This is a genomic window from Pseudarthrobacter sp. S9 (genome assembly GCF_050156545.1).
Classification (GTDB): Bacteria; Actinomycetota; Actinomycetes; order Actinomycetales; family Micrococcaceae; genus Arthrobacter.
The window spans coordinates 1,691,117-1,714,771 of record NZ_CP189576.1 but is presented as its reverse complement, the minus strand read 5'-3'; the positions used below and the strand labels follow the sequence as shown (position 1 = coordinate 1,714,771).

Sequence of the window (23,655 nt, the reverse complement as noted above, 5' to 3'; positions counted from 1 at the left end):
AACTACCCAAGATTCACCGATCGAAGCTGAAGGACCGTGAAGTGACCACCACCTCCCTGACCTCGTCCCGGGGCGCAGGCCGCGCCGGAGACAGAGTCTTTTCCGCAGCCACCCTGGCCGCAGGGTGCCTGATCCTTGCCGTGCTCTTCGGTGTGGCGCTCTTCCTTGTCATCCAGGCTATCCCTGCGCTCACGGCTTCCCCGGACAAAATCCAGGGCGGCCAGGGCTTCTTCGCCTACATCTGGCCGATCGTCATCGGCACGCTGATCGCCGCGGTCATCGCCCTCGTGATCGCCACTCCGGTCGCGATCGGCGTCGCGCTGTTCATCTCGCATTTCGCGCCGCGCGGACTCGCCTCCGGTCTCGGCTACGTGATCGACCTGCTGGCCGCCATCCCCTCGGTTGTCTACGGTGCCTGGGGCGCGGCGTTCCTGGCCAGGGAAATCTCGCCGGCCTACAACTGGCTGGCCAACAACATGGGCTGGCTGCCGATCTTCCAAGGCCCGGCCTCGGCCACCGGAAAAACCATCCTCACCGCCGGGATCGTGCTCGCCGTCATGGTCCTGCCGATCATCACGTCGCTGACCCGCGAAATCTTCCTGCAGACCCCCAAGCTTCACGAAGAGGCCGCGCTGGCGCTCGGCGCCACCCGCTGGGAAATGATCCGCATGGCCGTGCTGCCGTTCGGCCGGCCCGGAATCGTCAGCGCCGTGATGCTGGGCCTGGGCCGCGCACTGGGAGAGACCATGGCCGTCGCGCTGGTCCTTTCCTCCGGCGTCCTCACCGCCAGCCTGATCCAATCCGGCAACCAGACCATCGCCGCGGAAATCGCCCTGAACTTCCCCGAGGCGAGCGGCCTGAAGGTCAGCACGCTGATCGCCGCCGGCCTGGTCCTGTTCGTCATCACCCTCGGCGTGAACATGATCGCCCGGTGGATCATCACCCGGCACAAAGAATTTTCGGGAGCCAACTAAATGACCTCCACCCTGACCCCGGTCCGCAAGCGCTCGGCCCTCACCAAAGGCCAGTTGCCCAAGGCCGCGCCCTACATCGTCTTGGCTCTCGCCCTTGTTCTCGGTGCGGCACTCCTGGCCCTGATCGGCTTCAACGCCTTCGGCTGGGGAATCGTCTCGGCCATCCTCTTCACCGTCGGCCTGGTCGGCTCGAGCGCCATCGTGGAAGGCTCTCGTAAGGCCAAGGACAAGCTGGCCACGTGCCTCGTGGTGGGTGCCTTCCTGATAGCCCTCTTGCCGCTGATCTCCGTGATCTGGACGGTCCTCGTCAATGGACTTCCTGGCCTGCTGGACCCTGGCTTCCTCACCACCTCCATGAACGGCGTCACCGGCGCCTTCGATAACAAGGCTGTCGAGGAAGGTGCCCCCGTGGTGGGCGGCATCTACCACGCGCTCATGGGCACCATCCAGATCACGCTGCTGGCTACGATCATCTCCGTTCCCGTCGGCCTGTTGACCGCCATTTATCTGGTGGAGTACGGGGAAGACCGCTCGCTGGCCCGGACCATTACCTTCTTCGTCGATGTCATGACCGGCATCCCTTCGATCGTGGCCGGCTTGTTCGCAGCAGCCTTCTTCTTCGTCGTCGTGGGACCGGGAACCAAGACGGGTGCCGTCGCCGCCGTCGCCCTGTCCGTGCTCATGATTCCGGTGGTGGTCCGCTCGAGCGAGGAAATGCTCAAGATCGTCCCCAACGAACTCCGCGAGGCGGCCTACGCCCTGGGCGTCCGGAAATGGCGGACCATCCTGAAGGTGGTCATCCCGACGGCGATCTCCGGCATCGCCTCCGGCGTCACCCTGGCGATCGCGCGCGTGATTGGTGAGACGGCACCGATCCTGGTCACGGCAGGCTTCGCCACCTCGATCAACAACAATGTGTTCGGCGGGTGGATGGCCTCGCTGCCCACCTTCATCTACACGCAGATCCTCAACCCCACCTCGCCGTCCAACCCGGGTCCGTCCTCCCAGCGCGCCTGGGGTGCGGCCCTGGTCCTCATCATCCTGGTGATGCTGCTCAACCTGGTTGCCCGCCTTGTTGCCCGCATCTTCGCCCCCAAGGCCGGCCGCTAGGCCAACGCCAGCGCCCGCCGTCCCCACCTCCAGCAAGTGAAGGAACACCATGTCTAAGCGCATCGACGTCAAGGACTTGAACGTCTACTACGGCAAATTCCTGGCCGTCGAGGACGTCAACATCAACATCGACGCCAAGTCCGTCACCGCCTTCATCGGCCCCTCCGGATGCGGCAAGTCCACCTTCCTGCGCACCCTGAACCGCATGCACGAGGTCATTCCCGGCGCCCGCGTCGAAGGTGAGGTGCTGCTGGACGGAGACAACCTCTACGGCCCCGGTGTCGACCCCGTCACGGTGCGCTCGCAGATCGGCATGGTGTTCCAGCGCCCCAACCCGTTCCCCACCATGTCCATTCGGGACAACGTGCTGGCCGGCGTGAAGCTGAACAACCAGAAGATCTCCAGAGGCGAGGCCGAGGCCCTGCTGGAGCGTTCACTGAGCAGCGCCAATCTGTGGAACGAGGTCAAGGACCGCCTGGCCAAGCCCGGCTCGGGCCTGTCCGGCGGCCAGCAGCAGCGCCTGTGCATTGCCCGCGCGATCGCCGTGGAACCCCAGGTGATCCTGATGGACGAGCCCTGCTCGGCCCTTGACCCGATCTCCACGCTCGCCATTGAGGACCTCATCAACGAGCTCAAGGACCAGTACACCGTGGTGATCGTGACACACAACATGCAGCAGGCCGCCCGCGTCTCGGACAGGACGGCCTTCTTCAACATTGCCGGCACCGGCAAGCCGGGCAAGCTAATTGAATTCGGCGACACCCACACGATCTTCAGCAACCCGACCCAGAAGGCCACCGAGGACTACGTCTCCGGACGCTTCGGATAACCACTCTCACTCGTCGGTTGTTCCATGACCGCCGTTTTGACCCCTCAAAAGGGCACTTGTGGAGCAACCGATGCGTCCCTGGAGCCTAGTGCCCCGTGAGGGGTGAGAGCGCCAGTTGCAGTACGAACGCCGCCGCAGCCGTGACAACCGGCGTCAGCACCCAGAACGCCAGGATCCGGATCACCACCCGGCGGTTGGTGGCCGGGAACCCCTGGTTGGTCCCGGCCCCCAGGACCGCCGCCGTCACGGTGTGCGTCGTTGAGATGGGCCAGTGCAGCCCGATCGCGCCCAGGAGCAGGATCACCGAACTGTACAGCTGTGCGACGAACCCGCGCAGGGGATCGATCCGGGTCAGCCGGTAGCCGATCGTGTAGGAAATCCGCCAGCCGCCAGCCAGGGTCCCCGCGGTCAGCATTGCAGCCGTGAGGAGCGCCACCCAGAGCGGCAGGGAGCCGCCGTCGGACAGCCCGGAGGCCAGCAGCGCAAGGATCACGACGGCGCTGGTGCGCTGGCCGTCCTGCAGCCCGTGGCCGAAGGCGACGGCGGCGGCGGTGATGGACTGTGCCCGCCGGGACCGGCTGTTCACGACGTTCGGCGGCGTATAGCGGGCCGCCCAGGTTGCGGGCCAGACCAGCAGGTAGGCGCCGGCGAAGGCGATCACCGGCGACAGCAGCAGCGGCAGCACCACCTGGAACAGCAGGGAGTCGTCCACGCCCGTCACGGCGTTGCCGCCCACGGCGATGCTCGCGACACCGGCGCCAGCCAGCCCGCCGACCAGGGCATGAGTGGACGAGGACGGGATGCCGCGCCACCACGTGTAGATGCCCCAGGCGACGGCGCTAAGAAGCCCGGCTAGGAGGATCGTGAGGCCGTTTTCGCCATGCGGAAGCGTAACCCAGGACCGGCTGACCGCCAGCGCCAGCGTGGCGCTGAGCCCGGCGCCGATGAAGTTGAACATCCCGGCCAGCAGCACCGCGACCGTGGGAGTCAGCGCGCGCGTCCGGACTGCCAGGGCCACCGAGGCGGAGGCGTCCCGGAAGCCGTTGAGAAAGGCGAACGCCCCGGCGCAGACCACCACCAGGGCAAAGAAGAAGATCATCACGTCAGGATTCCTTGACGATGATGCTGCCCACCTGGGTTGCGATCCGCCGCATGTCCTTCGTCACTTCCACCAGCTGGTTGGCGATGTCGCGGTTGCGCGCGTACTGGGCCGACTTCATGTCATTGAGCATGTCCGCCACCCAGACCCGGTGGGTCCGCTCCGCGCGCTTGGCCAGGCGGAGGATTTCGATCCAGTAGTCCTCGAGGTCGTCCAGGTTGTTCAACTGCCGCATCGCCTCAACGGTGAGCTCAGCCTGCCGGCTGATGATCTCCAGCTGGTCCGCGGCCCGCCTAGGCAGCCGCTCCAGTTTGTAGAGGGCCACGAGCTCGGCGGCGGCGTCGAGCTTTTCCATCGCCTCGTTAAGGTAGCGGGACAGGGCGTACATGTCCTCGCGCGGGAGCGGATTCACGAAGCTGGTCCGCATATGCGTCAGCAGGGCAAAGTGCAGCTCCGTCGATTTGGCCTCGAGGTTGTGCATGTCCTCCACGAGCCGGGCATGTCCGCTCGCCGGCGCCCCGAGGATCTCCGAAAGGGTGCCCGTTGCGAGGACGATCTGGCGGGCCATCTGGGAGAGCAGGTTCAGCCCGGCAGGCTCCTGGGGGAAAAGGCGCAGCTTCACGTGGGGTCACCGGTCTTCGGGAGCAAGGTTGTCGGGTGTGGTCTGCCGGCCGTGTGACTTGACGATGACCCGCGCATAAGGATTACTTTACCGTCAGCCTTGGCGGGGGACTGGCAAGCCCAAGGCGCCCCGGGAATATGACGCCTGCGCGTCGACGAGGCGAAAGGACGAGGGCATGAAAATGGTGCCGAACCGGATACGCCTCTCGGCGGTAGGCCGCTCTAGGCGGCTAAATGTTGAAGCCCGGGGGTTTCGCGGTTCGGCACCGATTTCAGTTTTCTACGTGAATTGATGCAAGTCAACATTGACAGTCCGGCGCCGCCGTGCGTACCCGGACGCCCTGGTATGCCGCCCGCCGGGTCAGTCCAGTTCGCCCAAGCGCCACGCGTTGGCGGCGTGTTCGAGGTCCTCGGCGGTCTTGACCAGCAGGTGCGAATTGCGGGTGAGCTTGCTCGCGTGGTTCTCGTTGCTGTGCTCCGCACCGTCGGCGAGGGTTGCCTGGCCGAGCGCCACCACGCGGCAGAACGCGGCGGACCGTTCCAGGGCGACGTCGAACTCGCCGTCGAACGCGCCGGAGAGGATGGCGTCCGCCATCGACTTCATTTCGTCAGCCCCAGGCGGCTCGGCCGCGCCGGCAACCACATGCGAAACCTGCGCGGTGTCCTTGCCTGCCTTGAAATAGACCGAAATCCGCTCGGGATCCTGGATGGTGGCGGCCCGCAGGGCGTACAGGCGCCAGAGGGCGCCCGGGAGGGACCGGGCCGGGCTCTCGGCCCACATCTCGGCAATGGCTTCCAGACCCTGCTCGTCGGCGAGCTTGACGAGCCGCCGGGTGACCTTGGGGTCGTCGCTGTCCCGTCCGCGGCGCACCAGCGCCTGCGCGGCCAGATGGGCGGCCTCCGATACCCGGGCGGGATCCGCCCCGCCGGCAAAGGGTTCGAAGTCGATGGGCGCGAAAGGCTTCGGCTTGTGGTGCCGGGGCGGTCCGGGGGTGCTGGATCCTGCTTGCTCGCTCATGCCCACCACGCTACTCCAGTGCCGTCGGGTGGTCGAGCATGCCGGCGGGGCAGTGGCAGGGACGGACGACGGCGTATCCGGCGCTTGTGCAAAATGTCCGCTCCGGTCTGGGGTACAGTATTAACGTCCAGAAATGGACTGGGCTGATACCCTCTGGAACAGCGGATTTATCTGCGGTTCGGAGCAATCAGTCGGGGCCTTTAGCTCAGTTGGTAGAGCATCGGACTTTTAATCCGTGGGTCGTGGGTTCGATCCCCACAGGGCCCACTCTTTTAGCGAAGAGTGGAAAATCCCGCAGACACTGAGGTGTCTGCGGGATTTTTTTGTCGACGGCCACCGGAACTCAACGAGGGCCGGCCGTCAGGACTGCGCGCGGGCCCGTTCTGTCGTTCCATAGACATCGGGGCTCACCTTGTATCCATGGCGGTCCTGCGCCAGCGCACTTTTGTTGACCGCGTCCAATGCGGCTGCATCGAGCCTCGTGGTCTTGTCGAGGTTCAGGACTTCCTGGCTGTCCCCGCCGGACGCTGTGACTTTGTAGCTGCCGACTCCGGCGCGGTAGTACTTCTGCTGATGGCCGGCGGCGGCGCCGTCGAGGGGGTTGAACTCGTCGATTTTCAGCGCGTTCCCGTGCCTGCCGGCCACTTGCCCACAGTCGAGGAAATCAATCGAGGGGGCTGATGCCTGCGTATAGGGGCCGAGTCCCTTCGCCGGGTGGGCCAGCATGGCGATGCCTGCCCGTGCCTCGTCCACCCCCGCGATGAAGGTGTTGGGGGCGCCGGCAAACTTTCCTGATTCGAACTCCTCCGGGTACTCGCCCAATAGCCAGACGGCCCCCTTGTCCGTCTGCGCAAAGAAGGCCAGCTCGGATTCCTCCAGCGTTCCGTCGGAGTAGTCCCGGTCCCACAGGACAACGGTCCGGACCCCATCGACCACCTTGGTCAGGCCTGTCACGATCGATACCACGCGGTGGGTGTGGACCTCCGGTGGGCTCGTGGTGAGGTCCGTGACGGTGCCGTTGAACTCGGAGCGCGTCCCGGGTTCCATCGGGAGCCATTTGTTGTCCACCTTCGGCTCGTCCGGAAATTTTGCGGCACTGAAGTCGGGGAGCGACCCCGGGCCGCAGTCTGTCGAGGAACCGGTCGAGGGTGCGGCCTGGGCTGCGCTGGCTGGGCGTCCTGTACCGGCCTCCGCCGCGCTGACCGTCAAGAATGACATCGGCAGCGCGACAAGGCAGCTGAAAACAGCAACGTGCTTGCGAAACATCGGACTTTCCTTTGCTTGGTGTTACCTCTTGGGTCCCCGGGTCAGGCGGTCACAGGCTCGTCGTCGGGCCGTTCCCTGTTCAGTGCCTTTTTGGACTTGGCGAACCTGAGGTAGAGCGACGGCACAATGAACAGGTTGAGCAGGGTGGACGTGACCAGCCCGCCGAGAATGACGACGGCCATGGGGTGTTCGATTTCATGGCCCGGGACGTTGCCCATGACCACCAGGGGCACCAGGGCCAGCCCGGTCGCCAGGGTGGTCATGAGGATCGGCGAAAGCCGCTCTGCCGCTCCGCGCAGCACGAGAGCGCGGCCGAACGTCTCGCCCTCGTTCCTTTCCAGATGCTGACAGTGGTTGATGAGTAGGATGCCGTTGCGCGCCGCGATCCCCATCACCGTGAGGAAGCCAACAACCGATCCCAAGGACAGGACCCCGCCGGAGATGAAGGCCGCCATGACCCCGCCCACCAGGGCTATCGGCAGCGTCAGCAGCGACAGCAGGGCCAGCCGCCAGCTCCGGAAGGATGTCTGCAGCAGCAGAAGGATCAGGGCAAGAGCCGCCAGGGCGAAGATCATGAGGCGGTTCGTGGCTGCCTCACGTTCGGTGTACTCGCCGAGCAGCTGCACGCTGTAGCCGGCTGGCAGCTCCAGGCTGTCCAGCCGCGTCTGCAGCTCGCCGACGACCGTTCCGAGATCTGCGCCCTTGGCGAGGAACGATCCCACTTCAACGCGGCGGGATCCGTTGGTGCGGTCGATCTGGTTCGGCACCGCCTGAAGGCTGACAGCCGCGACATCGGCGAGGCGGACCCGCTGGCCGCTGGGCGTATCGATCGGCAGGTCCTCGATGCTGGTGACGCTGGCACGGGTCGCCGGGGTGCTCCAGACCTGGACGTCGTAGGCCCGGCCGTCCCGGAAGACGTCCCCGACCTCTTCGCCGGCCACGAGCGTCGCGGCTGCCCGCCTTACGTCGCCGGGTTTGAGTCCGTATTTCTGCGCCGCGGCAAGGTTGACCGTGACGGAAATCTGTGGGACCTCGACCTCAAGGGACACATGTGGGTCCTCGGTGCCCTTGATGTCGTCCAGAATGGTCTTCACCCGTTGGGCCTGTTCCCGGAGCACGTGGAGATCGTCCCCGTAGACGCGGACCAGGATAGGTTCGCTGGCGCCCGTCAGGACCTCTTCGATCCGCTCCTTCAGATAGGTCTGGACGTCGCGGTGCAGGCCCGGGTAGCCGTCGACAACTTCCTGGACGGCGGCCAGTGTCTTGTCATAATCGGCATGCCGGTCGATGCTGATCCAGTGTTCGCCGGCGTTGACACCGACGATCTCGTCTGCGGCGAACGCCTGGCCGATATGCGTGCCGCAGTTCAGGACGCCGGGCACCTGGAGGAACTCCGCGCAGCCGCGCTGCGAGATCCGGTACTCCTCCTCCGCCGAGGTCCCCGGCTGCGAGATCCAGTGCATCAGGAAGTCCCGTTCCTTGAAGGTGGGGAACAGGGACTGGCCCAGCAGGGGAAAGATTGCCAGGCCCACCATCGCAAGGACTCCGAAGCCTGCGTAGCCGTAGCGGGGCCGGTTCATGACCCTGGTCAGGACGGCGTGGTAGCCGCGTTTGAGCACGCGGACCAGGGGAGCGTCGCGTTGTTCCAGTTTGGCGTTGCCCAGCAGGATCAGGGCCAGGGCCGGCGTGACGGTCAGTGCCACCAGCATGGAGGCGAGGACTGCCAGGGTGTAGGTGATGGCCAGCGGCCGGAAGAAGACGCCGGTCAGTCCGTCCAAGAAGAAGATGGGCACGGCGGCGACCACAATGATCAGGGTCGCGTACACGATCGGGCTGCGCATCTCGAGCGAGGCTCTCAGAACCACCGAAGAGGCGGATTCGTCGCTGCCCCGGGCGCGGTGCTGCCGCAGCCGGCGCATGATGTTTTCGACGTCGATGATCGCGTCATCGACCACCACGCCCACCGCGATGACCAGCCCCGCAAGGACCATCGTGTTGATCGAACTAGACGTGAAATACAGCACCAGTGCGGCCGTGAGCAGGGACAACGGAATCGCGATGAGGCTGATCAGGGCTGTTCGCCATTGGAAGAGAAAGGCGACGAGGATCATGACGACGAGCAGGCAGCCCAGCAGCAGGGCGACGCTGAGGTTGGAGATCGACTCCTCGACAAAGCTTGCCGGGCGGAAGATGGTGGTGTCGAAGCTGATTCCGCTCAGGCCCGGCTGCAGCTCACGGAGGGCCTCCTCAACACCCTTGGTCACGTCCAGGGTGTTGCCCCAGGGCAGCTTCTCGACGATCAGCATGAGCCCGTGCCCGCTGTTGATCACGGCATCACCAATGAGCGGCTGGTGGTCCTCCACGACCTGGGCCACATCGCCCAGATGCAGCGCCACACCGTCCTTTTCCCGAATGGTCACCTTGGCCAGATCCGCGGGAGTCTGGATCGGCTGGACGTGCCGGACCCCCATTCTCTGGGTGGGACTGTCAATGAAGCCGCCTGTGCCGATGAAACGTCCCGGCGAGTACTTCAGCAGGCCGGCATCGAGGGCGCCGGCGGTGACTTCCATGACTTGGTTGAGCGAGACATTCTGGGCCTTGAGCTTGTCAGGTTCCACCTGGACCTGCAGCATCTGGAGCCGCTCGCCCCAAATGGCAACATTGGCCACCCCGGGAACCCGAAGCAGCCGGGCCCGGATGGTCCAGTAGGACAGCATGGACATTTCAATGAGCGAGTGCTCGGACGAGGTCATCCCGATCTTCATCACCCGGCTCGTCGCGGACAGCGGCTGCAGCATCACCGGCGGGGCCGCCCAGGTGGGCAGCGCCGCGGTCACCGAGGCCATCCGCTCCGAGACCTGCTGGCGGGCGTTGAGCAGGTCGGTGCCCTGATGGAAGACCAGCACGATCGAGGACAACTGCGGCACGGATTTCGACCGCAGCTCGTCCAGACCGGGCATGCCGCCCACGGCAGCCTCGATCGGCACGCTGACAAGCTCTTCGACTTCCTGGGCGGTCAAACCCAGGCAGGCGGTTTGAATTTCCACACGGGGTGGGGCGAATTCGGGGAAGACGTCCACGGACGCCGCGCCCAGCTGCAGGGAACCGAGCAGCATTACGGCGCACGCGAGGGCGACGACGACGGTCCTGAACTTGAGGCTGATCCCGATGAGCCAGCGCATGTCAGTGGGCCGTATCGAATTCGGCGCCGAAGAGTTCCTCGGCCCCCAGCGTGACCACGACGGTGCCGGCCGGCGGGCCGTCGGTCAGCACCGCGACGTCGCCGTTGATGCGCTCGACCGTGATGGACTGGCGGACGAAGACCCGGGGTTCGGGGTTGGCGTAGACCCAGGTCTTGCCCGCGCTGTCGTAGAGTATCGCCCCGTAGGCGACGGTCAGCTTCTGGGTCTGCGGATCCACGGCTGTCGCCTCGGTCTTGAGCCCGAGCCGTTCGACGGCGTGCTCTGTCAGGGTGATGCGGTGAAGGTCCGTTCCTGCGACCTCTTCTACGGTCGCAGCGGCGTCACCGGCAGGGAGGGCCTCTGCCGGCGCCTGGCCGCAGCCGGCGACCGCCAGTGCCATGAACACCGCCAGGAACGCCGCAATTACGAGGGCCGCGAGCTTGGTGTCGCGGGGCGAAGATGTGGAGTTCATGACGCATCCTGACTTTCAGTCCGTGCGGGGGTGCCATGGCTGGTCACGGGGCTCAGTGCTTCCTCCGGAGCGAACCGAAGCAGCACGGCGGGCACAACAAACAGGGTGAAAAGGGTCGAGGTCAGCAGCCCGCCCCAGATGATCACGGCGAGCGGCAGGATGATTTCCGTCCCGACGACGCCGCCGAAAAGTACCACGGGCAGCAGCGCCAGCGCCGTCATCACGGCCGTCATCATGGTTGGCCCCAGCCTCTCCTTCGCAGCGCGGACCACCAACGCAGGCCACGATGCCGTAGTGTCCTCAGCACGCAGGATCCGGACATGGCCTATCAGCAGGAGGGTGCCGCGGGCGGCGATCCCCAGGACTACGGCGAACGCGACCAGGGCGACGAGGGCGTTGACGCCGCCCGTGGCCAACGCGGCCAGCACGCCGCCGGAGAGTGCCAGGATCAGGCCCAGGAAGAGCGGGGCGGCGAGTCGCCAGCTCCCCGTCGCGGTCTGCAGCAGCACCACGATGCCCGCCGCGGCGATCGCCGCGAGCAGCCAGAGCCACTGGAAATTGCTTTGCTGCTGGGCATATTGGGTGAGGATCTCCGCATGGTAGGAGATCGGGAACTGCATCTGCTGGAGGCTCGCATTGATGTCATGCTGGATGTCGCTCAGCGGGCGGCCCTGGATCTCGGCCTTCACATCGATGCGGCGCGAAGTGTCGTCGTGCAGGATCACGGACTCATTCCCGACCATGGTGACTTGGGCGACGTCGCCTAGGCGGGCGTGCCCGCCGTTGGGGGTGTCGATGATCAGGTCGCGGACGCTGTCCAGGCTGTTCCGCGTGGACGCCGCGCCCTTCACGATGACGGAGAAGACTTTCTGCTGTTCGTAGAGGTTGCCCACTTCGATGCCCTGGAGCAGGGCGGCAGCCGCGCGCCGGACATCGCCGGGTACGACGCCGGCCTTTTGGGCCGCGGCGAGGTCCACCTTGATCTCGGCGATGGGCTGTTCGACGGGGGCGTCAATGTGGGGGTTAACGACGCCGGCCGTGTGCTCCAAAATCTGTTGCACCTCCGCCGCCTTCTGCCGCAGGATCGTCGTGTCGAGGCCAAAGACCCGGACGGCGAATCCGGTGTCGGCTGCTTCGCGGATCTGGTCGATGCGCTCCTGCGGATAGGTGGATACCTTGCTGGTAAGGCCCGGATAGCCGGCAATCACCTGCTCGACGGCGGCGGCCGTGTCGTTGTACGACGCGTCGGAGGCCACGGTCACCCACAGTTCGCCCGAACTGACATCGCCGACCTGATCCGAGGTGATCGCGCGCCCAACGTGACCTCCCACGTTCGCGACGCCAGGCAGGGTACGCAGCTCTTCGGCGGCCGACTCTGTGATCCGGCTCATTTCCTGGTCCGCTGTGCCGGCGATGGTGCTCCAGTGCACCACGAGGGTTTTGTCCGCAAGCACCGGCACCACGGGGTGGTTGGCGGCCAGTTGGGGCACGAGTGCGAGTCCGACCAGTGCCACAACCGCGGAGGCGGCGAATACCCACCGGGTCTTCCCGGTCGGGCGTGTCACGAGCTGGCCGTAACCGCCTTCAAGACGCTTCAGGGACTGGCGTTCCGGCGGCGCGGAGGACCCCACGGGAAGGAAGAACGCGAGCGCGGCGGTAACCGTCAGTGCGACGATCATCGAGACAGCCAGGGTGAGCAGGTAGCTCAGCACCAAGGGGCCGAAGAGGGCCCCGTTCTGGCCGGCAATGAAGAGTGCAGGCATGACGGCCAGCGCCATGATCAACATCGAGTAGAGAATCGGCGTACGGACTGCCCGCAGGGCCCCCGGGATCAGGGCGTCGCGCTGGTTGTTCTGCGCCTCTTTGCCCTGTGGCCCGCCGTCGCGGGTCCTGGCGGCGGTGTTGCCTGCCCGGGCGACGCCGTTGAGGTCTTCGGCGACATCACCCACCATGACGGCCAGCGCCAGGACCATGCCTGCCAGGACCAAGGTGTTCATCCCGACACCGCGCAGGTAGAGCACCAGCGCCGCCGCTGTCAGGGACACCGGAATCGTGATGAGGCTGATCAGGGCTGTGCGCCACGAACGGAAGACCAGGCCAAACATGGCCACGATCAACAGCAGGGTGATCAGCAGGGCGATGCCAAGCGTGCCGACCTCTTCCTGGATAAATGATGCCTGCCGGTAAACGGAGGTGTCGATCGTGACGCCCGGCAACCCGGGCTGGAGTGCGCGGAGCGCCTCATCAACGCCGCGGGTCACGTCAATCGTGTTTGTGTCCGGGAACTTCTCGATGACCAGCAACAGTTCAGCCTCTTTGCTGAGCAGGGCATCGCCGATCAACGGCTGATGGTCTGTCTGGACCTTGGCCACGTCCCCGAGAAGCAACTTGCCAGCCGGACCCTCGATGGGAATCTGGCCCAGGTCCTCTGGCGTGGTGATCGGCAGGACGTGCTGGACACCGATCCGCTGGTGGCCCGTCTCGAAGAAGCCGCCGGTGCCCGGTGTGGATGCCTCCAGGTAGCTCAACGGCGAAACCCACACGGAGTTGCCGGTGGTCTTGATGACCTGGTCCAGCGTTACGCCCTTGGCTTGGAGCTGGGCGGGATCCACCAGGACCTGAAGTTGCTGGTCGCGCAGGCCCCAGATCGCCACGTTCGCGACGCCGGGTACGGCCAGGAGTCCGGGCTTCATGGTCCACCGGGCCAGGACGGACATGTCGATGGCGGACATGTCGTTGGAGGTAAGCCGAATCATCATGACGCGGCTGGTCGAGGAGAGCGGCTGCATCAGAACGGGCGCCGCCGATACGTTTGGCAGCGCGCGCGCCTGGGTCAGTCGCTCTGAGACAAGCTGGCGTGCGCGAAAGAGGTCGGTCCCCGGCTTGAAGACCATCTGGATCGAGGAAAGGCCCGGGACGGATTTGGAGCGGATCGCCTCCACCCAAGCCACCCCGTTCAGGAGGTCGGCCTCCATGGGGGAGGTGATCAGCTGTTCGACCTCGGCCGCAGAAAGGCCCAGGGCTTCAGTCTGGATCTCGACCTGCGGCGGGGCGAATTCCGGGAAGGCATCCACGGACATGCTCGGCAGGCTCGTGAACCCGATAGCCAGGATTCCCGCCGCCATGGCCAGGACCAGAAGCCGGAACTGCAGGACCCAACGGAGTATCGCGCTCATCATGGCCGGAACCCCGCCGGCTTCACAGCTTTGCCCTGGGCCGATTTGCCCTGGGCCGAGGCGCAATGGCGGCGGCTTCGGCGTCGTCGGTAGCCCGGGCCGTCGGGTTTGATCGTTGGTGGGGGGATGCTTGGGCGCGGTTCTGCCTCGGAATTGATTCCCGGGAAGTGTCGGCCAAATGCTAATGCTGTTGAGCAAACTGCTGAGTTGCTATCCACGGCGCGGCTCCTTGGTTCAGTGCCTTAGCGCCCCCCAGCCGTCAAGAGTAATAATGATCCCCGGGCACACCGGCGTCAATGCGCCATAGACGAATTCTGAGGCTTTTCACAGGTAAATGTCGGCATTTCATCATATAAATATGGTAAGGATTTGCGGGGATGGCAGATCGTGCCTTTCCTTGCCGGAATTCGGACGTTAGAATTGCAAGTCCGCCTAGTTATCAGTTCAGCTAGGATTGCCGAATGAGCTCGCACAGTTCGCCCGGTTCGGGATATTGGTACGGCCCCGATGACCGCCTGGATCCGCCCGGCGCCATTCTGCAGGCGCTGCGTGACTACCGCATTTCGGAAGCCGCCACGCGGCGTTCCACCCAGGCTTCCATGGGAATGGGCGAGACGGACCTCCTTGCCCTCCGCTATCTGCTGCGGGCCGAGGCCGGCGGCGAACGTGTGGGCCCCAAGGACCTGAGCCGCATCCTGGGCATCACCACCGCGTCCACGACCTCCCTGATCGACAGGCTGGTGGCCAGTGGCCATGTCCGCCGGGACCCCCACCCCACGGACCGGCGCTCGCTCGTCATCGTGCCGACCGTGGTAACGGACTCGGCAGTCCGGGCGACGCTCGGGGACCTGCACCGCAGGATGATGGCCGTTGCAGAAGAACTGAGCGTCGAGGATGCGCGGATAGTCATCAAATTTCTCCGGCGCATGAGCGAGGCGATTACCGAGCCCCCGCAGCGTTAAGGACCGGTAGTTAGTTTGTTTAACTAGTCAGCCGGGCCTCTTTGCCGGCCATGGCCAACCCGACGACGGCGCGGCTGCGCCCCGCGGCCTTTGCCTCGTACAGGGCTCTGTCGGCTTCCCTCATGAGTCGCTGGAGGCCGGCTGCCTTGTTGCGGGTGTCAACTATGCCGAAGCTCGCGGTCGGTGCCCCCGCACCGTCCGGCAGGCCGCTGTGCTCGGCCAGGGCGGCATTGATCCGCTGTGCTATCCGGACACCTTCCTCGGCGTCGACGCCGGTCAGCAGCATGGCGAATTCTTCGCCGCCGTAGCGTCCGACGAGGTCCGCGGCCCGCAGGGTAGAGCGGCAGGCGTCGCTGAAGGCGCGGATGACGCTGTCCCCGGCATCGTGTCCGAACCGGTCGTTGATGGCTTTGAACCGGTCCAGGTCTGCCATGACGATCGCCGTTTCGACGCCCGCGTCAAGGTTGGCACGGAGCCGCTGCTGCGCCTGCTGCAGGTAGCCGCCGCGGTTCAAGAGGCCGGTGAGTGCGTCGCGGGAGGCAAGTTCCTTGAGGTCCTCCGTGCGGCGGGCGTTGTTCAGCGCCGTGATGCTGGAGGAAACCACCACCAGCAGCACCATGGCCATCAGCAGGGTGACGCCGGCGCCGAACAGCAGCTGGAAGGTGGGGCTCTCGGGTCCCAGCAGGGCCAGTCCCGCGGTCCGGCCGAGATAGTAGACAGCGCAGACCGCCGTGGCTACGGCGAGGGAGCGCACCAGGTGCCAGGACGTCGCGCGCTCGCGCCACAGTTCAACGGACGCCAGGCCGATCGCGGCGCCCATCATGGCGAGGCAGGCGATGCTGGCCATCCGTGTCGTTTGACGAGCGGAGGGCGAATGCCACTGCTGAGGCCAGGCCGCCGGGGACGGCCAGGAGCCACGGCCGGACCCGGCGGCCTGCCAGCGAGCGTGCGCCTGCCCAGACGCAACCGGAACCGAGCACCATCACGCCGTTCCCCACGCTGGAGGCCCAGGCCTGGGACGAGGACTCGCGCAGGAAGTAGAAGATCGCGGCGCAGAAGAAGGAGCCGACGGCCCGGCACCACCAGCCGGCAAAGGGTGCCCGGCTTTTTCGGTAGGTGTCGAAGTAGAACAGGGCCAGCATGGTCAGCGACATCACGGCGAAGACCACCATGAGCGTTGACCGGTCGAGAAGCACCATAAACGAGATATTCCAAGCTGCCGGAGGTGGTCCATTCGCGGACTGCCGGCGTAGTTCCCTGCCTGGGCAGGCTCCGGCCCGATCCAGTCTCCCAGAACGTCCGCCGTCGCCCAAGCTGCGACACCGGCTGCTCAACACCGGCTGCTCAACACCGGCTGCTCAACACCGGCTGCTCAACACCGGCTGCTCAACACCGGGACGTCGAGGCTGCCACGCTCCCGGAGCACAAGGCGGGCGTGTCCTCGGATGAGGACACGCCCGCCTATTTGTTGTTGTGCTGCCTGCTACTTAAGCCAGCCTTCCACCACCTGGGGATGGGCCTCCACCCACTTCTGGGCAGCGGCTTCCGGTTTCGTGCCAGCCTGGATGTCCGTGGCAACCGAGTTCTGGTCCTCGTTGGTCCACTTGAAGGCCTTTGCCAGCTTGGCTGCCGGCGAACCGCTGTCCGCGAACTTCTTGGAGATGATCTTGTTCAGCTTGTAATCAGGATAGTCACAAGCCACCTTCTCGGCATTTGCGTCGCAACCCTCGGTCCATTTCGGCAGGTTGACCTTCACCAGCGGAATTTCGGCGAGGAACCACTGCGGTTCGTAGAAATACCCCAGCAGCGGCGTCTTGTCCTTCTCCGCGGTGCGGAAGGACTGGATCAGCGCCGCCTCCGAACCGGAGAAGACCACCTTGTAATCAAGTCCGAGGTTCTTGACCAAGGCCTCATCATTCGTGACGAAGGCCGGATCGCCGTCCAGGACCTGGCCCTTGCCGCCTGATTCGGACGTGGTCAGGAGCGAGGCGTATTTGTTCAGGTTGTTGCTGTCGGTGATGTCCGGGTACTTTGCCGCCATCCACGGTGGCACGTACCAGCCGATTTTTCCGTCGTTGCCCGTGGGCCCGGCGTCAACGGCCACAGCCTGGTCCGTGATGTATTGCTTCACCAGGTCGTCGTGGCCCCAGTTTTCGATCACCACATCCACCTCGCCGGAGCTGAAGCCTTGCCAGGAAATCTGTTCCGAAAGGTCCTTCTGCACCACCGTGCAGCCGAGCTTGTTCTTGGCCACGTAGCTGTAAACAGCCGCGTTCGCGGTATATCCAACCCAGGCGTTTAGCGCCACGTTCACGGTTCCGCAGGGCGCCTCCGCCGCGCCTGTGCCCGCCGCTGCCTGGTTGACTGTCGCACCGCCGCAACCGGCAAGCAGCAAGCCGGCTGCGAGGGCACCTGCGACCGTCGGCATAGTTCGTTTCAATAGCTGTCCGGCTCTAGCCATGGGTACATCTCCTTGTTCTGGGGCGGGTTTTGGAGAGCGTGTGTTTCCTTGGGCCTGTCGCGTTTCCGCTCAAGGCGTTGATGTTGCGGGCGCTGATGTTGTGGGTGTTTGGGTGGTCGGGATCTTCCTTACGGGGGTGGCGGCGGCGGCCTGCGTCATGCGGTCCAGCAGGATGCCCAGGAAAACGATGGCCAGGCCGGCCGCGAGGCCCTTGCCGAAGAGCGAACTCTGGACGAATCCCGCGACGACGTCGTAGCCGAGGCCCCCGGCTCCTACCAGGGCGCCTACCACCACCATGGCGAGTACGTAGATCAGGCCCTGGTTGGCGGCGAGGGCTAGCGACTGCCGGGCCATGGGCAGCTGCACCTTGGTGATGACCTGCCAGGGGGTTGAGCCGCTGGCCACGGCGGCCTCCACCACGGTGGGGGAGATCCCGGCAATGCCGTCCGCCGTGATCTTGATGGCCACCGGTGCCGCGTAGATGATGCCGGCCACGATCGCCGTGAACCGGGTGGCTCCGAAAAGCCCCAGGAACGGGACCAGGTAGACAAAGGCAGGCATGGTCTGGCCGGCGTCAAGCATCGGCCGCATGAGCTGGTCGATCCTGTTGGACCGGCCCATTGCCACGCCGAACACCACGCCCAGGACCATCACCACCACCGTGGCAACCAGCGTTCCGGCCAAGGTGACCATGGCGTCGCTCCACAGCCCGAGGACGATGATCACGGCCAGGCAGAACGTGGTCAGGGCGGCAAGTTTCCAGCCTCCGATCGCGTAGGCGGCCAGTGCGATAACGGCCACAAGGATGAAGAACGGGGTTTCGGTGAGCAGCGACTGGAACGGATTCAGGATGCCGGTGGTCACCGCTTCCTTGAATGACACGGTGAACAGGGACAGATGGGTCTGCAGCCACCCGCTGGCGGTCGTCACTCCGCTGACAATGGCGGGTCCGATGTTCAGGTCCTTGGGGAACGCTGCAGCCCAGAGCATGGTCCGGGACAGCTGCACCAGCACCGCCGCGAGCACCAGTGTGACGGCGAGAAGCACGAGCCGGGTGCGGCGGGATGACTTGCTGCGCTGGCGCGCCCCTGGTTCGGCCCTTTGGCTCGCGGCCGTGGTCACGCGGTCCAAGACAATGGCCAGCAGGACAATCGACAGTCCCGCGTTGACTGCGGTGCCGACGTCGAGCGACTGCAGCGCCCGGACCACCACCTGGCCGAGCCCCGGAGCCGCGATGAGCGCCGCGATGGTGACCATTGACAGGGCGGCCATGGTGGTCTGGTTGATGCCCATCACGATGGTGCGCCGGGCCATCGGGAGCTGGAGCGTCAAAAGACGCTGCAGGCCAGTGGTTCCCAACGAGTCCGACGCTTCCCGCGTATCGGCCGGAATGCATCGGATCCCGTGCGCCGTCAGGCGGATCACCGGAGGTGCCGCGTAGATCACGGTGGCGATGACTGCGGATGCGGGGCCGATCAGGAAGATGAGTGCCAGGGGAGCCAGATACACGAACGTGGGGAGCGTCTGCATGAAGTCGAGCACCGGGGTGACCGCTTTTGCCACGTGTCGGTTGACTCCTGCCGCCACGCCCACCGGAATGCCGATCAGCAGGGTGAGCAGCACCGCCGTGATGACCAGGGCGAAGGTGTACGACGCTTCGACGAACAGTCCCTGCAGGCCGAAGAAGATGAAGACGGCCGCCGTAAGCAGCGCCACCCGGGCGTTGCCCACGGCGTAGGCGATCCAGCTCAGCAGCCCGACCGTCCCCAGCCAACCGATTTCCGGTAGGCGCAGGCCTGTGGCGCTGGCCGCGAATACTGTGATGAACACGTTTGCGACGGCGTCGACGGCGGCCCGGAGAGGGGAGAGTACGAACAGGAAGACGGGGTTGCCGTTGCGGTTTGCGGCAACCCATGCGTTGAACTGGTTGAGGGTGCGGTGCAGATCGGTCAGTTCCGAGGCCGGCAGCTTCAGGGTACCGGTGCCGTGCAGGACCAGGAAGCCCAGAAGCCAGAGGACGCCTGCACCTGCCAGCAGCACCGTGCGCCGGCTGGGCCGGCGGCGGGGTTCACGCACGGGGGTGCCGCCGGTCTGGACCGGCGCTCTGTCACGGACGAGTGTGGACATCAGGCCGCTACTTCCGGGCTGCGGAGCACCGAGAGGATGCTGTCGCGGTCGATCTGGCCCGTGATCTTCCCGGCGTCTTCCACCAGGACAGGGCAGGAGGAGTTCATCACGGTGGGAATGGCGTCGCGGATGATGGTGTTTGAGCCGAGGACGGGAGCATCGGAAGGGGTGCCGATTCCCACTGGCCGGGTGATCCATTTCAGCGTCAGGACATCCGCGCGGGGGACTTCGGACACGAAATCCTCGATGTACTTGTCCGCCGGGGATCCCACCAGGTCGTCGCCGGTGCCGCACTGGACGGTCTCGCCATTGCGCATGATCAGGATACGGTCCCCCAGTTTCAGCGCCTCGGAGAGGTCGTGGGTGACAAACACCATGGTCTTGCCCATGTCCTTGTGCAGACGGATGATTTCAGCCTGCATGTCCCGGCGGATCAGCGGATCGAGGGCGGAGAACGGTTCGTCGAACAAGATGGTGTCCGGGTCGCCGGCGAGGGCGCGGCCCAGGCCGACCCGCTGCTGCATGCCTCCGGACAGCTGGTCCGGGAAGTGCTGTTCATACCCTTTGAGCCCCACCAGTTCGATGATTTCCCGTGAGCGGGAATAGCGCTCGTCCTTGGCGGCGCCTCGGATCTGCAGGCCGTAGGAGACGTTGTCCAGGACGGTGCGGTGCGGGAGAAGGCCGAAGTGCTGGAACACCATGGACATCTTCCGCCGGCGCAATTCGCGCAGCTCCGCGGTCCCTGCCTGCAGCACGTCCTTGCCGTCCACCAGGACCTGCCCGGAGGTCGGTTCGATCAGCCGGGTCAGGCAGCGGATCAAGGTGGACTTCCCGGAGCCGGACAGGCCCATGACCACAAAAACCTCGCCTTTGGCGACGTCGAAACTCAGGTCGCGGACGGCGGTCACGCAACCGGTGCGTTCCAGCAGTTCCGCCGAGTTCAGGGCCGACAGCTCGGGATCGTTGGGTATCTTCTCACCTCCGGGTCCGAAGACCTTCCAAAGGTTGCGCACTGATATGTCGGGACTGTTCATTGCTGTACTCCTGCCTGTGGAGGCTCGAACCAGTGGCTGGGCTTGGGGTCGATGTTCTGCCAGATGTGTTTGGTTTCGCGGTACTCCGCCAGGCCCTGCAGACCGAGTTCGCGGCCGTTGCCTGACTGACCGAAGCCGCCCCATTCAGCCTGCGGAACGTAGGGGTGGTAGTCGTTGATCCAGACGGTCCCGTGCCGCAGTCCGCCGGCAACACGCTGGGCGCGGGATGCGTCGGAAGTCCACACGGCACCGGCGAGGCCGTACACCGTATCGTTGGCGAGCCGGACGGCTGCCTGCTCCGTGGTGAAGGTTTCCACAGTGAGGACGGGTCCGAAGGACTCCTCCTGCACCACCTGCATTCCGCTGCGGCAGGCATCCAGGATGGTGGGCGGGTAGTAGCTGCCCTCGGCCAGGGGCCCGGTGTCCGGGATGAAGCCGCCGCACAGCAGGCTGGCGCCTTCGGCGATGCCGGCCTGGACGTAGGCGTGGACTTTGTCACGGTGCGCGGCGGAGATCAGCGGCCCTGTTTCGGCCCGGTCGTCGAAAGGGCCCCCCAGCCTGATGGTCCGTGCCCGCCGGACCAGCTCCGCAACCACCTCGTCGTGAACCGACTCTTCGACGAGGAGCCGGGTGCCTGCCGAGCAGACCTGGCCTGAGTGCAGGAATACCGCCGTCAGGGCGTTATCGATGGCCGCTTCCCGGTCCGCGTCGGCAAAAACGATGTTGGGGTTCTTTCCGCCGAGTTCGAGCGCCACGCGCTTCACGGTGGAAGCGGCCGCTGCCATGATGCGCTTGCCGGTGGAGAGTCCGCCCGTGAAGGACACGAGGTCAACCAGTGGGTCATTGCTCAGCACCGCGCCGACTTCGGGGCCGGCGCCCGTCACGAGGTTGGCGACGCCGTCGGGCAGGCCCGCCTCGCGGAGGGTGTCCATGAGGAGGATGGAGGTGGACGGTGTCAGCTCGCTGGGTTTGAGGACGAAGGTGTTGCCGGCCAGAAGGGCGGGCGCCACCTTCCACGAGGCCTGGAGGAGCGGGTAGTTCCAGGGGGTGATGAGGCCGCAGACGCCCACAGGGGCGTGGACCACCCGGCTGATGGTCCCCGGGACGCCGGTGTCGATGACCCGTCCGGCGTCCGTCCCGGCGATGCCGCCGTAGTAGCGGAAGCAGGCGGCGACGTCGTCGATGTCGTATTCGGCTTCGACGTAGCGTTTGCCGGTGTCCAGGGCTTCTGCCGTCGCATACGCGGCTTTGTCCCGTTCCAGCAGCTCCGCCGTGCGGAGCAGGATCCGGCCGCGTTCCTTTTCGCTGGTTCCCGGCCACACGCCGTCGTCGAATGCCTTACGGGCGCTGGCGACAGCTGCCTCGGCATCCGCGGCAGTGCATTCGGCCACTTCCGCCACAATCCTGCCGTCCGCGGGGCACGTGATGATTCGGGTGTTTCCGGCTACGGGCGCAGTCCACCGGCCGTTGAGATACGCACCGCGGAGCGTCCCGGTCAAGGTCTCGGTCACCGTCCCGGAGAGCTGGACGCTGTTCATGCGCGGCCCAGGCTCGGAGCCGGCGCGGCGGCCGTGGCCGGCTCGGCGGACGGGACCTCCACGGCGTCGCCCGGCGTGACGGCCCGGTGCCGGTAGAACTCGGCGTTCTCCGCCGTCAGGGGCTGCCGGCCGAGGATCAGGTCCGCGGCTTTTTCCGCCAGCATCATGACCGGTGCGTAGATGTTGCCGTTGGTCACGTACGGCATGGCCGAGGCGTCCGCAACCCGCAGACCCGAAGTTCCGTGCACTTTCATGGTGAGCGGGTCAACCACGGCCATCGGGTCCGAGGCCGGTCCCATCTTGGCCGTGCAGGAGGGGTGCAGTGCGGTTTCGGCGTCCCTCGCCACCCAGTCCAGGATCTCCGCGTCTGTCTGCACGGACGGGCCGGGGGAAAGCTCGCCGCCGCTGAAGGGAGCCAGGGCCGGCTGGCCGAGGATGTCCCGCGTGACGCGGATGGCTTCCACCCATTCGCGCTTGTCCTGTTCCGTGGACAGGTAGTTGAACAGCATTGACGGGTGGGCTGCGGGGTCGGTGGACGTGATTTTCAGGCTTCCCCGGGCATCCGAATACATGGGGCCGACATGGACCTGGTAGCCGTGCTTGGCATCAGCTTTCTGCCCGTCGTAACGCACGGCCACCGGAAGGAAGTGGAACATCAAGTTGGGGTAGGCGACGTCGTCATTGGAGCGGACGAACCCGCCTCCTTCGAAGTGGTTGGTGGCGGCGGGCCCGCGGCGGCCGAGCAGCCACTGGAGCCCGATCAGCGGGTAACGCCACAGGCTCAGGTTGGGCTGCATCGAGACCGGCTGAGTGCAGGAATGCTGGACATACACTTCCAGGTGGTCCTGCAGGTTCTCACCGACGCCGGGCAGGTCAACCACCGGCTGAATTCCCAGCGACTTCAGGTGCGCCGGGTCGCCCACACCGGAGAGCTGCAGGAGCTGCGGGGTGTTGATGGCACCGCCGCACAGGACCACCTCTTTGGCGCTGACCGTGCGGAGGCGGCCGTTCCTGCGGTAGCTGACGCCGGTGGCCACAGTCCCGGTGAAGTTGATTTTCGACACCAGCGCCCGGGTCCGGACCGTCAGGTTCTTCCGGCCGCGGCTGGGCCGCAGGTAGGCCCGTGACGCCGAGAGCCGCTGGCCCTTGTGCACGTTGCGGTCAAAGGGGCCAAAACCCTCCTGCCGGTACCCGTTGACATCGTGGGTCCGCTTGTGGCCGGCCTCCTCGGAGGCACGGAAGAACGCCTGGAACAGGGGATTGCGGGCCGGGCCGCGCTCCAGCACCAGCGGACCGTCATGGCCGCGCAGTTCATCGTCCGGTTCTGCCGCCAACGCGGTTTCCATTCGCTTGAAGTACGGCAGGCAGTGCGCAAAGTCCCAGGATTCCATCCCGGGGTCCGCCCCCCAGCGTTCGTAGTCAAGCGGGTTGCCACGCTGGAAGATCATGCCGTTGATGGAGCTGGAACCGCCAAGCACCTTGCCCCGGGCGTGGGCGATCTTCCGGGCATGCATATGGGGTTCGGGATCGGACTCGTACTGCCAGTCATAGAACCTGTTGCCGCTGGGGAAGGTCAGGGCCGCCGGCATCTGGATGAACAGGTCCCACGGGTAGTCGCTGCGGCCGGCTTCCAAGACCAGGACAGTGCGTGTTCCGTCGGCGCTGAGCCTGTCCGCCAGCACTGATCCGGCGCTCCCTCCGCCTACAATCACGTAGTCGTAGCTCTCGTTCGTCATCAGGTAAGTCTCCTTGGGCATGGTCTCGGAATTTCGTTGTAGAGCCAGGG

Annotated in this window: 18 protein-coding genes and 1 tRNA gene; 5 read left to right on the top strand and 14 right to left on the bottom strand. The window is 65.6% G+C overall.

Going from position 1 to position 23,655, the window contains the following annotated elements:
- Positions 1-41 precede the first annotated feature (41 nt).
- The 3 genes from pstC to pstB are packed head-to-tail and all read left to right on the top strand — an operon-like array spanning position 42 to position 2,913.
- On the top strand, positions 42-974 hold the full coding sequence (pstC, locus tag ACQCSY_RS08080; protein WP_427134687.1) for a phosphate ABC transporter permease subunit PstC: 933 nt from the start codon (positions 42-44) through the stop codon (positions 972-974).
- On the top strand, positions 975-2,084 hold the full coding sequence (gene pstA / locus ACQCSY_RS08075) for a phosphate ABC transporter permease PstA (protein WP_427134686.1): 1,110 nt from the start codon (positions 975-977) through the stop codon (positions 2,082-2,084).
- 49 nt (positions 2,085-2,133) lie between these two features.
- Positions 2,134-2,913, top strand: coding sequence for a phosphate ABC transporter ATP-binding protein PstB (gene pstB / locus ACQCSY_RS08070; RefSeq protein WP_427134684.1), 780 nt, complete (start codon positions 2,134-2,136; stop codon positions 2,911-2,913).
- 85 nt (positions 2,914-2,998) lie between these two features.
- Here the strand turns inward: pstB and ACQCSY_RS08065 are convergent, their stop codons facing one another.
- The 3 genes from ACQCSY_RS08065 to ACQCSY_RS08055 all read right to left on the bottom strand — a co-directional run bounded on the left by ACQCSY_RS08065 (position 2,999) and on the right by ACQCSY_RS08055 (position 5,651).
- A complete protein-coding gene (locus tag ACQCSY_RS08065; RefSeq protein WP_427135741.1) occupies positions 2,999-4,012 on the bottom strand; it encodes an inorganic phosphate transporter in 1,014 nt (337 codons plus the stop codon).
- 4 nt (positions 4,013-4,016) lie between these two features.
- Entirely contained in the window at positions 4,017-4,634 is a 618-nt protein-coding gene (locus ACQCSY_RS08060) for a DUF47 domain-containing protein (protein ID WP_427134682.1), read from the bottom strand.
- Between the two features lie 360 nt (positions 4,635-4,994).
- Entirely contained in the window at positions 4,995-5,651 is a 657-nt protein-coding gene (locus ACQCSY_RS08055; protein ID WP_427134680.1) for a hypothetical protein, read from the bottom strand.
- 194 nt (positions 5,652-5,845) lie between these two features.
- Here ACQCSY_RS08055 and ACQCSY_RS08050 point away from each other — a divergent pair.
- Positions 5,846-5,918, top strand: a tRNA-Lys gene (locus tag ACQCSY_RS08050).
- Between the two features lie 93 nt (positions 5,919-6,011).
- Here ACQCSY_RS08050 and ACQCSY_RS08045 read toward each other — a convergent pair.
- Genes ACQCSY_RS08045 through ACQCSY_RS08030 form a run of 4 tightly spaced genes read right to left on the bottom strand, consistent with a single transcriptional unit; the run spans position 6,012 to position 13,750 of the window.
- The gene (locus tag ACQCSY_RS08045; protein WP_427134678.1) at positions 6,012-6,917 is read right to left on the bottom strand and encodes a hypothetical protein; all 906 of its coding nucleotides are present in this window, start codon (positions 6,915-6,917) and stop codon (positions 6,012-6,014) included.
- Between the two features lie 41 nt (positions 6,918-6,958).
- Positions 6,959-10,099 carry an efflux RND transporter permease subunit gene (locus ACQCSY_RS08040; protein WP_427134677.1) on the bottom strand — a complete coding sequence of 1,047 codons (3,141 nt, stop codon included), beginning with the start codon at positions 10,097-10,099 and terminating at the stop codon, positions 6,959-6,961.
- A gap of 1 nt (position 10,100) precedes the next feature.
- Positions 10,101-10,571 carry a hypothetical protein gene (locus ACQCSY_RS08035; RefSeq protein ID WP_427134675.1) on the bottom strand — a complete coding sequence of 157 codons (471 nt, stop codon included), beginning with the start codon at positions 10,569-10,571 and terminating at the stop codon, positions 10,101-10,103.
- A complete protein-coding gene (locus ACQCSY_RS08030) occupies positions 10,568-13,750 on the bottom strand; it encodes an efflux RND transporter permease subunit (protein ID WP_427134673.1) in 3,183 nt (1,060 codons plus the stop codon). Before ACQCSY_RS08030 ends, ACQCSY_RS08035 begins: the two co-directional genes overlap by 4 nt.
- Before the next feature lie 458 nt (positions 13,751-14,208).
- Here ACQCSY_RS08030 and ACQCSY_RS08025 point away from each other — a divergent pair, with 458 nt between their 5' ends.
- Complete coding sequence (locus ACQCSY_RS08025; protein ID WP_427134671.1) at positions 14,209-14,709, top strand: MarR family winged helix-turn-helix transcriptional regulator; 501 nt, start codon at positions 14,209-14,211, stop codon at positions 14,707-14,709.
- Between the two features lie 19 nt (positions 14,710-14,728).
- Here the strand turns inward: ACQCSY_RS08025 and ACQCSY_RS08020 are convergent, their stop codons facing one another.
- From ACQCSY_RS08020 to betA, 7 genes are all read right to left on the bottom strand, one after another.
- A complete protein-coding gene (locus ACQCSY_RS08020; RefSeq protein WP_427134669.1) occupies positions 14,729-15,556 on the bottom strand; it encodes a GGDEF domain-containing protein in 828 nt (275 codons plus the stop codon).
- On the bottom strand, positions 15,498-15,908 hold the full coding sequence (locus tag ACQCSY_RS08015) for a hypothetical protein (RefSeq protein ID WP_427134668.1): 411 nt from the start codon (positions 15,906-15,908) through the stop codon (positions 15,498-15,500). The genes ACQCSY_RS08020 and ACQCSY_RS08015 overlap by 59 nt, the downstream gene beginning before the upstream one ends.
- A gap of 284 nt (positions 15,909-16,192) precedes the next feature.
- A complete protein-coding gene (locus ACQCSY_RS08010; protein ID WP_427134667.1) occupies positions 16,193-17,170 on the bottom strand; it encodes an ABC transporter substrate-binding protein in 978 nt (325 codons plus the stop codon).
- A gap of 69 nt (positions 17,171-17,239) precedes the next feature.
- Positions 17,240-19,297, bottom strand: coding sequence for an ABC transporter permease (locus tag ACQCSY_RS08005; RefSeq protein WP_427134665.1), 2,058 nt, complete (start codon positions 19,295-19,297; stop codon positions 17,240-17,242).
- Positions 19,297-20,331, bottom strand: a complete 1,035-nt coding sequence (locus tag ACQCSY_RS08000) for a quaternary amine ABC transporter ATP-binding protein (protein WP_427134663.1) — start codon at positions 20,329-20,331, stop codon at positions 19,297-19,299. The genes ACQCSY_RS08005 and ACQCSY_RS08000 overlap by 1 nt, the downstream gene beginning before the upstream one ends.
- Positions 20,328-21,869 (bottom strand): aldehyde dehydrogenase family protein, encoded by a 1,542-nt coding sequence (locus tag ACQCSY_RS07995; RefSeq protein WP_427134661.1) that lies wholly within the window; start codon positions 21,867-21,869, stop codon positions 20,328-20,330. The genes ACQCSY_RS08000 and ACQCSY_RS07995 overlap by 4 nt, the downstream gene beginning before the upstream one ends.
- A complete protein-coding gene (gene betA, locus ACQCSY_RS07990; protein ID WP_427134659.1) occupies positions 21,866-23,605 on the bottom strand; it encodes a choline dehydrogenase in 1,740 nt (579 codons plus the stop codon). Before betA ends, ACQCSY_RS07995 begins: the two co-directional genes overlap by 4 nt.
- Positions 23,606-23,655: the final 50 nt, after the last annotated feature.